Here is a 12,076-nt window from a genome sequence, read left to right as displayed (position 1 = left end):
CTCACGATCCCTTCGTCACCCGGTCGAACGGTGCCCACGCCTTGATCGCGTAGCCGTCGCCATCGCGGATCACCTCGGCACCTCCGTGCCCGCCGAAGTGGGCCGGTATCACCAGGGTGTTGGTGTCGGCGGCCTGGCCCAGCACCCGCATCCGGGTGGCGCGCGCCTGCTCCGGGTCCTCGCAGTAGCAGCTGTTGGTGTCAGGTTCCACGATCTGCAACGCCGTGTGCATCATGTCGCCGACGAAGACGGCACGGTCGCTGCCCGACCGCAGCCTGACCACCGCGGAGCCCGGAGTGTGGCCCGGGGCTGCTTCCAGTGCGAGGTTGGAGTCGATCTGAAAGGTGTCCTCCCACAACGTGGTTTGCCCGGCCCGGTGGACCGGCTCGACACTGTCGAGGAACACGTTGTCCCGCCCTGCCACCGGGCCACCCCGATTGGCCGGGTTCCAGAAATCGAAGTCCGCCCGCGGCATCAGGTAGGTGGCGTTCGGGAAGGTCGGGATCCAGTTTCCGTCGTCGAGATCGGTGTTCCAGCCGACGTGGTCCACATGGAGATGGGTGTTGATCACCAGGTCGACATCGGCGGGAGCGACACCGGCACGCGCCAGGTTGCCGAGAAAGTCGGTGTCCAGGTGATCCCACACCGGGGCATGCGGCCGGTCCTTGTGGTTGCCCACCCCGGTGTCGATGAGGATGGTCCTGCCCTCACTGCGCAACAGCCAGGTCTGAATCGCCGAGACACAGACGTCGTCCTCCGGATCGTAGAAATCCGGGACCAGCCAATCCGCGTTGCGCCGCCAGGCCTCGTCCGAGCTCTCCGGGAAGAATTCCCGCGGCGACAGCCGAACCGAGCCGTAATACTCCATGACCCGGGTGACCGTGACGTCACCCAACACGATGTCGTTCATGTCCTCAGCCTGGGCGCTCCGATACCGGCCAACCAGCCCCAGCTGTGCATACCACTGGCAGGGACAGGCACGGCTCACCAGGCCGGAGGCATAGTGGGGTGATGACCACCGGACAACTCGGCGAATTCCTGCGGGCCCGGCGTGCGCGGCTGCATCCGGAGGATGTGGGCCTGACGCGATACGGCGAGCGGCGCCGGGTGGCGGGACTGCGACGAGAGGAAGTCGCCCAGCTCGCCGGAGTGAGCGTGTCGTATTACACGCGGCTGGAACAGGGACAGTCGACCAATGCGTCGGACGCGATTCTCGAGGCCCTGGCGCGGGCTCTGCAGCTGGATATTCACGAACAGACGCATCTGCGTGAGCTGGCGTCCCAGCGGACACAGCCACCACGACGGCCCCCGGTCGAGCGCGTCAGCGCATTGACGCGTGAGCTGCTGCGCTCGATGGACCACCTACCGGTGCTGGTCATCGGTCGCCGCACCGACGTGCTGGCCTGGAACGAGTTGGGCCATGCGCTGCTGGCAGGGCATGTGGATTTCACCGCGGTGGACCATCCCTCGACCCGGCCGAACCTGGCCCGGCTGCTGTTCCTCGACCCTCACACCCGCGATCTCTACGCGGATTGGCCCCGCAAGGTCCGGACGGTCGTCGGCAGCCTCCGCCTGGCGGCCGGCCGACACCCCGATGACGCGCTGCTGTCGGCCCTGATCGGTGAATTGTCGGTCAAGAGCCCCGAATTCGTGTCACTGTGGGCCGATCACCGGGTCAAGCCCTGCGAGGCAGACTCATATGACCTGCGCCATCCGCTTGCCGGCCCGCTGACGGTCACGATGCAGAATCTGAAGCTGGCTCGTGACGTCGAGCAATCGCTATGCGTGGTGACGACGGCTGAGGGATCGAGTTCGGCGGATGCGCTGCAACTCCTGGCGCGGGCGTCGCGCGACAAAAATATCCAAGACCGGAGTCCGGCCCGGCGCGCATGATGGCGGTATGACTTCCGGACAGACTCCAGGTCAGGCCGTCGCCGACACCGGCGTTCTGGTGGCCGCCATCCGCGCCGAGGAAACCCGCCGTGCCGACCGGCTTTTCGATGATCCGTTCGCCCAGAAGCTCGCCGGTGAACACGGGCAGCGGATGCTCGCCGAGGCCGTCGCCGCCAGCGGTGACAAGTCCACACTGCAGATCGTGGTGCGCACCCGCTTCTGGGACGAGGCACTGCTGCACGCCGTGCCACCGGTGCGGCAGGTGGTGATCCTCGCGGCTGGATTGGACGCGCGGGCTTATCGACTGGCGTGGCCCCAGGACACGACGGTGTTCGAACTCGATCAACCCGCGGTGATCGCCGCCAAGGCTGAGGTGTTGCTCGGCGAGGAACCGCGCTGCCAACGGGTCGCCCTCGGCGTGGACCTCACCGAGGACTGGACCGAAGCCCTGCGAGCCAACGGGTTTGACCCCGGCCAGCCGGCCGTGTGGCTGATGGAAGGGCTGCTGCAGTATCTCGATGAGAGCGCCGTGCATGCGCTGTTCGAGCGGGTCGACACGCTCTCGGCGCCCGGTTCGGTCCTGCTCTACGACATCGTCGGGAAGGTACTGCTGGACAGCGTGATGCTGGCCGCGGTCCGCGAGCAGATGTCCCGCAACGGGGCGCCGTGGCTGTTCGGAACCGACTCCCCAGAGCAATTGTGCGAACCGCTGGGCTGGTCAGCGGTGGTCACCGACGTGGCCGAGCCGGGCAACAAATGGAACCGGTGGTTCGCCCCCGCGGTGCCGCTGGACGTCCCGGGCGTGCCGCGCGGGTACTTCGTCACGGCCACCAAGTCCTGACGCCGGGGCCCTGCATTGTCACGCTCTGCATTGTCACGCTGGAGTGGCTACCGAACGCGACGGCCACGCTGGCGTGACAATGGGCGTGCTTGTGGCGCCGGTTCCTACCCCGCCGCCACCGGCGGACGTCGATCCGCCGCGGTCTTGGGTGGCGTCTGCGCGTCGTTGTCGGTGAATTCCTTGGTCCAGCAGGCGAATTCCAAGGTGATCCCGTCCGGATCGAGGAAGTAGAACGACCGCACGTACACACCGGGATGCACCGTGGCCGACGCCTGCATCGGGCTGTCGTCGTGGTTGAGCACCGGGCCGACCCGAACTCCCTTGGCCTTGAGCTTCTGCCGGTACTCGTCGAACTTCTCCGCCGGCACGTGCAGCGCGATGTGGTTCAGCGAGCCGGTGGCGCTGACGAATTCGCCGATCCCGGGGATCGCCGCCGGCGCCGAGATCCCTGGCACGCCATCGGGTGCGTCGCGGAACCAGAAGAACGCGATGCAGTCCCCGTTGCCTGCGTCGAAGAAGAAGTGCTGCCCCATGTCGCCGGGCAGGTCGAGCGATTTGATCAGGGGCATGCCGAGCACGTTGGTGTAGAAGTCGACCGTGCGGGCCATGTCCGCACACACCAGTGCTACATGGTTGATTCCGCCGAACTCGAACTCCGAGTTGGGATTGTTGGGCTTGATCACGTCGATAAACCTCCGGGGCGAACGCACCAAGGACTGGCGCTGCTGCGAATCTGAATCTAACATCAGATTCAGAAGTGATCAATGGCCGTGCAATATTTCCCGGCCCCTCCGGGAGTGAGGAAATCCGTGACCGTCAGTCCCCGCACCCCGCTACCGACCGCGCGTGGGCGTCAGACCCAGGCGGCGATCGACAACGCTGCCCGCGCCGTGGTGGCCCGCAAGGGCATCCTGGCCACCACGATCTCCGACATCGCCTCCGAGGCGGGCCGGTCCGCCGCGTCGTTCTACAACTACTACGCCTCCAAAGAAGCCATGGTCCGCGAATGGGCCTGGCGATTCCGCAACGAGGCCCGTGAGCGCGCACTCCCCGCGACGGCACCGAACCTGACCAACTGGGAGCGCTGCCACCAGGCGGCCGCCGCGCACTGGATGACCTACCGGCACCGTCTGGCCGAGATCATCAGTGTGTCCCAGATGGCGATGATCGACGACGACTTCGCCGAGTACTGGGACGAGATCTGCCAGCTGCCCATCGCAATGATCACCGAGATGGTCAAACATGCTCAGCAACAGGGGTTCTGCCCCGATGACGACGCCCACCTGACCGCCGTCGCCCTGGTGTCGATGCTCAACCAGTTCTGCTACGTCAAGCTGTCCGGTGGCCGCGACGCCACCGCCGACGACAGCGCCTGCATCACCACCCTGGCCAACGTGTTTTACCGGACCATCTACCACGAGGGGAACCCGCATTCATGAGCACAGCGTCACCGGAAGTGATTCGCGAGTTCGTCGGTCTGGAATCGCCGACGGCTCAGCGCGCCGGTGCGGGCGGATACCCGTGCCAGGGACTGTATTACCGGAGCGCAGAACGCAAACCCACGGTCGCCGTGATCGCCACGCACTACCAGATCGACTTCTCCGAGCACTACATCGCCGAGCACCTGGCCGCCAGAGGCATCGGCTTCCTCGGCTGGAATACGCGCTTCCGCGGCTTCGAGAGCAGCTTCCTGCTGGACCATGCACTGGTCGACATCGGGGTGGGCGTGCGCTGGCTGCGCGAGATACAGGGAATCGAAACCGTTGTACTGCTGGGTAACTCCGGCGGGGGTTCCCTGATGGCGGCCTACCAGTCCCAAGCCGTCGACCCGAACGTGCAGCCGCTGGACGGGATGCGGCCTGCCGCGGGCCTGACCGAACTGCTGCCCGCAGATGGTTACGTGGCCAGCGCCGCGCATCCGGGCCGCCCCGATGTCCTGACCGCGTGGATGGACGCGTCCGTCGTCGACGAGAACGACGCCATCGCCAGCGACCCCGAACTGGACCTGTTCGACGAGCGCAACCCCGCGCCGTACTCCGCCGACTTCGTGGCGCGGTACCGCGCGGCCCAGGTCGCCCGCAACGAGAAGATCACCGACTGGGCCGAGCAGGAGCTGAAAAGGATTCAGGCAGCCGGATATTCGGACCGCCCGTTCACGGTGATGCGCACCTGGGCCGACCCGAGGATGGTCGACCCGACCGTCGAACCGACCAACCGGCAACCCAACCTCTGCTACGCAGGCACCCCGATCAAGGCCAACCGGTCCGCGCGTGGCATCGCCGCGGCCACCACCGTGCGCAACTGGATCGGCATGTGGAGCCTGCGCCACGCCCAGACCCGGGCCGAACCGCACCTGGCCCGCATCACCTGCCCGGCGCTGGTGATCAACGCCGATCAGGACACCGGGGTGTACCCGTCCGATGCCGCACGCATCTACGACGCACTGGCCGGCACGGACAAGTCCCAGTGCTCGATCGACACCGATCACTACTTCACGACTCCGGGCGCGCGGGCCGAGCAGGCCGATACCATCGCCCGATGGATCGCGAAGCGGTGGCGGTGAACCCCGGCCGGATCAGGGTCCTGGCCCACTTCACCCCCGGTGACAAGGTGATGGATTTTCTTGCACCCCATCGGGACTGGCTCGACGTGACGTTCTGCGCCGAGGACGACGACACCACGTTCTACCGGGAACTGCCGTCGGCCGAGGTGCTCTGGCATGTGTTGCGACCGGTTTCCGGCGACGACCTGGAGCGCGGACTGCGGTTACGGCTGGTGCACAAGCTGGGCGCCGGAGTGAACACCATCGACGTCGACACCGCCACCCGGCTCGGCATCCTGGTGGCCAACATGCCCGGGGCCAATGCGCCGTCGGTGGCCGAGGGCACCGTGCTGCTGATGCTGGCCGCGCTGCGCCGGTTACCCGAACTCGACCGCGCCACCCGGGAGGGCACGGGCTGGCCCTCGGACCACAGCCTAGGCGAGACCGTGCGCGACATCGGCGGCTGCACGGTGGGCCTGCTCGGGTACGGCAACGTCGCCAAACGGGTCGAGAGGATCGTCGTCGCGATGGGTGCCGACCCGTCGCAGGTGATCCACACCAGCACCCGCGACACCGGGCACCCACAGTGGCGCAGCCTGCCAGACCTGTTGGCCGCCAGCGACATCGTCTCACTGCACCTTCCGCTGACCGAGACCACGCACGGACTCCTCGACAGCAAGGCCCTGGCGTCGATGAAGCCCGGTGCCGTCGTCGTCAACACCGCACGCGGGCCGATCATCGACGAGCCTGCCCTCGTCGAAGCACTGCGCACCGGCCAGGTGGCCGCGGCCGGTCTGGACGTCTTCGCCGAAGAGCCCGTGCCGCCCGGCAATGCCCTGCTGGGGCTGCCCAATGTGGTGCTCACCCCGCACGTCACCTGGTACACCGTCGACACCATGCGCCGCTACCTGACCATGGCGGTCGACAACTGCCAGCGCATCCGCGACGGCAAACACCTAGCTCACGTAGTAAACGGGGTGAGATAGGCCGCCGGAGTGGCGCCGATCACGTCGGGGTACCCTCGGCCCAACCGACCGGTTATTCGAGACATGCCCCGGATGGAGGTGCCGCATGCCCATCGCGATCACGTCTGAGCACAGCGACCTGGCCGATTCAGTTCGGTCCCTGGTAGCGCGAGTGGCGCCCTCGGAGGTGCTCCATGAGGCTCTCGAGACGCCGATCCCCAACCCGCCGCCGCACTGGAAAGCCGCTGCCGAGCAGGGCCTTCAGGGCGTTCACCTCTCGGAATCCGTTGGCGGGCAAGGATTCGGAATCCTCGAGCTGGCCATCACGCTGGCCGAGTTCGGATACGGCGCCGTGCCCGGCCCCTTCGTCCCGTCGGCGATCGCCGGCGCGCTGATCTCGGCCGACGACCCAGAGGCCAAGATTCTGGCCGGCCTGGCCTCCGGCGAGACCATCGCCGCCTACGCCATCGACTCCGGCCTGACCGCGACCCGGCACGGCGACGGCCTGGTGATCCGCGGCGAGGCACGAGCGGTACCCGCCGCGGCACAGGCGTCAGTCCTGGTGCTGCCGGTCGCAATCGAGTCCGGAGTCCAGTGGGTGGTGCTGGACTCCGCCCAGCTGGAGATCGAGCCGGTGCGCAGCGTCGACCCGCTACGCCCGCTGGCCCACGTCCGGGCCAACGCCACCGAGGTGGCCGGCGACCGCGTGCTGTCCACCCTCAGCCGTGCCCATGCCCGCGCCCTGATCACGACCCTGCTGTCGGCCGAGGCCGTCGGGGTCGCCCGGTGGGCCACCGACACCGCCACCGCGTATGCCAAGATCCGCGAACAGTTCGGCAGGCCGATCGGCCAGTTCCAGGCGATCAAGCACAAATGCGCCGGGATGATCGCCGAGACCGAGCGGGCCACCGCCGCCGTGTGGGACGCCGCCCGGGCGCTCGACGAGGCACAGGAAGACTCCTCTGCACAAACTCATTTCGAGTTCGCTGCCGCAGTGGCCGCCACCCTGGCACCTGCCGCCGCACAGCACGCCACCCAGGACTGCATCCAGGTGCACGGCGGTATCGGCTTCACCTGGGAGCACGACACCAACGTGTACTACCGGCGCGCCCTGGTGCTGGCCGCGTGCTTCGGCCGGTCCTCGGACTACCCGCAGGCCGTCGTCGATACCGCGACCACGACCGGAATGCGCCCGGTCGACATCGATCTCGATCCCGACACCGAGAAGCTGCGGGACGAGATCCGCGCGGAAGTCGCCGGGTTGAAGGCGATTCCGAAGGGCTCCGAGCGCAATACCGCGATCGCCGAGGGCGGCTGGGTGCAGCCCCACCTGCCCCGGCCGTGGGGCCGGGCGGCGGAACCGATCGAGCAGATCATCATCGCCCAGGAGTTCAGCACCGGCCGCGTGCGGCGCCCGCAGATGGGCATCGCCTCGTGGATCATCCCGTCGATCGTGGCGTTCGGCACCGACGAGCAGAAGCAGCGCTTCCTGCCGCCGACGTTCCGCGGTGAGATGATCTGGTGCCAGCTGTTTTCCGAGCCGGGCGCGGGCTCGGACCTGGCCAGCCTGACCACCAAGGCCACCAAGGTCGACGGCGGCTGGCGCATCACCGGGCAGAAGATCTGGACGACGGGTGCGCAGTTCTCGGAGTGGGGCGCCCTCCTGGCCCGGACCGACTCCAACGCCCCCAAACACAACGGCATCACGTACTTCCTGCTCGACATGAAGGCCCCTGGCGTCGAGGTGAAGCCGCTGCGCGAGCTGACCGGCAACGCGATGTTCAACACCGTGTTCATCGATGACGTGTTCGTGCCCGACGACATGGTGCTCGGTGAGGTCAACCGCGGCTGGGAGGTCAGCCGCAACACGCTGACCAACGAGCGGGTGTCCATCGGCAGCAGCGAGCCGCCGTTCCTGGCCAACCTCGACCAGTTCGTGGCATTCCTCCGCGACGGCCAGTTCGACCAGATCGAGCAGAACCACGCCGGCCAGTTGATCGCCGAAGGCCACGCCGCCAAGGTGCTCAACCTGCGGTCCACTCTGCTGACGCTGGCCGGCGGCGACGCCATGCCCGCGGCGGCGATCTCCAAGCTGCTGTCGATGAAGACCGGCCAGGGCTACGCGGAGTTCGCGGTGGCCTCCTTCGGCACCGATGGCGCCGTCGGCGATCCCGAGCAGGAATTCGGCCGCTGGGCCGAGTACCTGTTGGCCAGCCGGGCCACCACGATCTACGGCGGCACCAGCGAGGTTCAGCTCAACATCATCGCCGAACGGCTGCTGGGCCTGCCCCGCGACCCGTAACGTCCTTCCGCGAGCAGACGCAAAATCCCCCTTTTCCCAGCAGAATTGGGGGATTTTGTGTCTGCTCGCGGCTCATGACGAACGCGTTGCTTTGGCGACGAGCTCGCGGACGTCGCGCAGGTGGTCTTCCATGGCCCGACGCGCGGCGAGGCCGTCATGCATCCGAACCGCATCGAAGATCTCCTGGTGACCACGTACCGACGCGCAGCGTCCGTGTCGCGTGGAATGCGAGTGCTTGCGCACTTCCCCGGTCCACTCGCTGGCCAAGGTCTGCAGGGCGGTCAGCAGTGGGTTCTGCGCGGCCTGTGCGAGCAGCAGATGGAACTCGACGTCGAGGCGTAGCGACTCGGCCTGCAGCAGGTTCTCGTGCGACTTGTCGAGCACGTCGCGAAGCTGCAACAGGTTCGCCGATGTGGCCCGGTGGGCCGCCAGTTCGGCGATCGACGGCTCGATGACAGAACGCAATTCGGCGGCGTGCTCCTGCTCGGTGCCACCGCCGGCTATCGCGAGCAACTCGTCGACGCTGGCTGTCGGCGCCAGCACGATGGTTCCGCGACCTCGCACGCGCGATACGAGGCGCTTGGCCTCGAGCTCGTGCATGGCCTCACGCAGCGATGACCGCGATACTGACATCGACGCCGCGAGCTCGCGTTCCGAGGGAAGTCGGGTTCCGGGCGAGAGCTCGCCCGTCGCGATCAGACGCTCGAAATGTGCTGCCAGCGCGACCGATACGCTCTGTGGCCGCTGGATCAACGGCGGGATCGCCCCGCCTGCAGGTGCGTTCAATTCGGATCCTGCCTCCCTGTTCAGGTCCCAACATAGGTCCGATGGTCGGGCCAAGCAGTCCAAAAATCGACGCTGACCGTTTCCGTCGCGATAACTCTTTGTTACTCGTGTTACGAGACACGCTCCCGGCGTGCTGCGTGGTTGGCAGCCACTTAACTTCAGAACCAGTTGGCCGGACCATCCGGCCATAACCGCCCCGCTCCTCTCCGCGCCTGTGAATAGGACCTGCCATGAAAAGCTCGCGCTGCACCGCACTTCTCGCCGTTGTTGTCGGTGTCGGACTTGCCGGTTGTTCGTCGACCGAAGCAGCGACCACCGAAAAGTCCAGTGACTACGCCGAACTGGCCTCGTCTGCAACCTGCACCGACCTGCGCACCAAGAATCCGGACCTCAACGGCAAGACGCTCACCAATGCGATCAACCCCTACACGCCAGGCTACGAGACCGTGAACCCGGAAAACCCCAGTGAATACCAAGGTTTCGACATCGATCTCGGAAACGCCCTCGGCGCCTGCCTTGGCTTCACCAATGACTACGTCTCCGTCGGGTTCTCCGAGCTCATCCCGACGGTGGCCAGCGGCCAGGCCGACTGGATCATCTCCAACCTCTATGCGACAAAGGAACGCGCCGCCGGCGGCGTCGACTTCATCAGCTACTCAAAGGTATTCGACGGCATCCTGGTGGCGAAGGGGAATCCGAAGAAGATCACCGGTATCGATACCTCACTGTGCGGCCTCACGGTCGGACTCAACAAGGGATATGTCGAAGTTCCGCTCGTCGAAGGCGTCGGGCCCGCGTGCGCGGCGGCCGGCCTGAAGGCGCCGGCCGTCAGCCTGTTCGACTCCAGCGCCGACTGCACACAAGCGGTGCTCGCCGGCCGCGCCGACGCATACATGAACGACATCAACACGGTCAACGGATTCGTTGCGGCCCATCCCGACAAGCTCGACTCCGCCGAAACGGTCATGCTCGATTACACGATCGGGATCGGAGTACCGCAGGGCAAGCATGAGTTCCGCGACGCCGTTCAGGCGGCACTCACCGAGGTGCAGTCGAGCGGACTGCAGGACAAATTGGCCGCCAAATGGAAGCTGACCGAGAACGCGGTCGCCGAGCCGACGATCCTCAGCGTCGGGTGATGCCCGGCCCATACCGCAGCGACGCAACACATTTGACAGAAGCGAGGTGAACTCATGGACAAATTCCTGCACTATCTGACGCTGCCGTGGCTGGTCGACGGCATGCTGTTCACCCTCCAGCTCACGCTGTACGGCTTTGCCGGCGGCATCGTCCTCGGCGCGCTCCTTGCCGCGCTGCAACTCACGCGATCACGGGCGCTCACTGCACTGGGCCGGACCTACGTCGTCATCTACCGCGGAACCCCGCTGATCCTGCAGCTCGTGTTCGTCTTCACCGCACTACCGCACATCGGAATCACCCTGCCGCCCTTGATTGCCGGCTCGGTCGCCCTCGCGATGAACGAAGCCGTCTTCATCTCCGAGATCCTGCGTTCGGGAATCAAGGGCGTCGACCCAGGGCAGTCGCTCGCCGGTCGAGCGTTGGGCCTGCAACCTCGCCAGCTCATGCGTCGGGTGATCGCACCGCAGGCATTCCGGTCGATGGTCCCGGCCCTGGGCAACGAGTTCATCTCCACCATGAAAAACAGTGCGCTGGCATCGGTTATCGCCGTGCCCGAACTCACCCTGCGCACACAACAGCTCGCCTCGGCAACCTTTGACTACTTTTCGATCTATTTCGCGACGGCGGTCATGTATCTCGCCCTGACCGCGATCCTGAGCGTCATCCAGTTGGTTCTCGAGGACGCGCTCAACCTCGACCGCGATCGCCAGTCACTGCTGGCCCGAGCGGGTTTCCGGCGACGGGCAAGCACACAGGCTCCGCTTCCCGACCCGGTCACGACGGCTCCGCCACCGGCCGAGCGTCAGGAAATCGGCGACACCATCCTCGATATCCGCGACCTGCACAAGGCCTATGGCGAGAACGACGTGCTCAACGGCATCAGCATGTCGGTGCGGCAGGGTGAGGTCATCGCGCTGCTCGGACCGAGCGGATCCGGCAAGAGCACCCTGCTACGCACGATCAACCATCTCGAGTCGATCGACACCGGAACGATTCGCATCGCCGGGCAGACCCTGGGCTACAGCCAGTCCGGCGCGCCGCTTCCCGAGGGACAGATCGCCCGGGCCAGGATCGCGGCCGGCATCGGCATGGTGTTTCAGCATTTCAATCTGTTCAAACACATGACAGTGAAGGAGAACGTCGCGGCACCGCTGCGCTGGATCCAGGGGCTGAGCAAAGAGGAGGCAGCCGAGCGTGCTGACCTGCTGCTGTCGCAGGTCGGCCTCGCGGACAAGGCCGATGTTCTGCCGCACCGGCTGTCCGGCGGACAGCAACAGCGGGTCGGTATCGCACGAGCCTTGGCCGCTCGGCCCAAAGTCCTGCTGCTCGACGAGCCGACGAGTGCGCTCGATCCCGAACTCGTCGCAGAGGTCCTCGGCGTCATTCGCGGGCTGGCCCACCACCACGGCCTCACGATGATCATCGCGACCCATCAACTGAGGTTCGCCCTCGAGGTCGCCGACCGGGTTGTCTTCATGGCCGGCGGAATCGTCGTGGAAGAGGGCAGCGCCGAGCAGGTGATCACCCGGCCGCAGGAGCCGGCGACCGCCCGATTCGTCAATGCGATGCAGCTGGCGGATGCATGAGGAAGAAGTCTTTCAGTTTCA

11 protein-coding genes are annotated in these 12,076 nt (G+C 66.4%); 8 read left to right on the top strand and 3 right to left on the bottom strand.

The genetic code is table 11. From position 1 onward, the window contains the following. Position 1: 1 nt before the first annotated feature. A complete protein-coding gene (locus tag G6N57_RS08615) occupies positions 2-910 on the bottom strand; it encodes an MBL fold metallo-hydrolase (protein WP_077740080.1) in 909 nt (302 codons plus the stop codon). A gap of 101 nt (positions 911-1,011) precedes the next feature. Here G6N57_RS08615 and G6N57_RS08610 point away from each other — a divergent pair, with 101 nt between their 5' ends. After that, a complete protein-coding gene (locus G6N57_RS08610) occupies positions 1,012-1,893 on the top strand; it encodes a helix-turn-helix domain-containing protein (RefSeq protein WP_077740079.1) in 882 nt (293 codons plus the stop codon). A gap of 7 nt (positions 1,894-1,900) precedes the next feature. Beyond that, on the top strand, positions 1,901-2,734 hold the full coding sequence (locus G6N57_RS08605) for an SAM-dependent methyltransferase (protein ID WP_077740078.1): 834 nt from the start codon (positions 1,901-1,903) through the stop codon (positions 2,732-2,734). Between the two features lie 104 nt (positions 2,735-2,838). Here G6N57_RS08605 and G6N57_RS08600 read toward each other — a convergent pair whose 3' ends face one another. After that, entirely contained in the window at positions 2,839-3,417 is a 579-nt protein-coding gene (locus G6N57_RS08600) for a VOC family protein (RefSeq protein ID WP_077740077.1), read from the bottom strand. Between the two features lie 126 nt (positions 3,418-3,543). On the opposite strand from G6N57_RS08600, the gene G6N57_RS08595 reads away from it, so the two are divergent. The 4 genes from G6N57_RS08595 (at position 3,544) to G6N57_RS08580 (ending at position 8,543) form a co-directional block, all read left to right on the top strand. Then, on the top strand, positions 3,544-4,173 hold the full coding sequence (locus G6N57_RS08595) for a TetR/AcrR family transcriptional regulator (protein ID WP_077741850.1): 630 nt from the start codon (positions 3,544-3,546) through the stop codon (positions 4,171-4,173). Continuing rightward, positions 4,170-5,297, top strand: a complete 1,128-nt coding sequence (locus G6N57_RS08590) for an alpha/beta hydrolase (RefSeq protein WP_077740076.1) — start codon at positions 4,170-4,172, stop codon at positions 5,295-5,297. Before G6N57_RS08595 ends, G6N57_RS08590 begins: the two co-directional genes overlap by 4 nt. After that, entirely contained in the window at positions 5,273-6,262 is a 990-nt protein-coding gene (locus G6N57_RS08585) for a 2-hydroxyacid dehydrogenase (protein ID WP_174814467.1), read from the top strand. Before G6N57_RS08590 ends, G6N57_RS08585 begins: the two co-directional genes overlap by 25 nt. Before the next feature lie 85 nt (positions 6,263-6,347). Continuing rightward, positions 6,348-8,543 (top strand): acyl-CoA dehydrogenase family protein, encoded by a 2,196-nt coding sequence (locus tag G6N57_RS08580; protein ID WP_077740075.1) that lies wholly within the window; start codon positions 6,348-6,350, stop codon positions 8,541-8,543. A gap of 72 nt (positions 8,544-8,615) precedes the next feature. On the opposite strand, the gene G6N57_RS08575 is transcribed toward G6N57_RS08580, so the two are convergent. After that, complete coding sequence (locus tag G6N57_RS08575; RefSeq protein ID WP_077740074.1) at positions 8,616-9,329, bottom strand: FadR/GntR family transcriptional regulator; 714 nt, start codon at positions 9,327-9,329, stop codon at positions 8,616-8,618. 230 nt (positions 9,330-9,559) lie between these two features. On the opposite strand from G6N57_RS08575, the gene G6N57_RS08570 reads away from it, so the two are divergent. After that, a complete protein-coding gene (locus G6N57_RS08570; RefSeq protein ID WP_077740073.1) occupies positions 9,560-10,468 on the top strand; it encodes an ABC transporter substrate-binding protein in 909 nt (302 codons plus the stop codon). Positions 10,469-10,522: 54 nt separating this feature from the next. After that, on the top strand, positions 10,523-12,055 hold the full coding sequence (locus G6N57_RS32235; RefSeq protein WP_077740072.1) for an amino acid ABC transporter permease/ATP-binding protein: 1,533 nt from the start codon (positions 10,523-10,525) through the stop codon (positions 12,053-12,055). The last annotated feature ends 21 nt before the right edge of the window (positions 12,056-12,076 follow it).

This window comes from Mycolicibacterium boenickei (assembly GCF_010731295.1).
GTDB classification, from domain to species: Bacteria; Actinomycetota; Actinomycetes; order Mycobacteriales; family Mycobacteriaceae; genus Mycobacterium; species Mycobacterium boenickei.
This window is presented reverse-complemented; position numbering and strand designations above follow the sequence as displayed.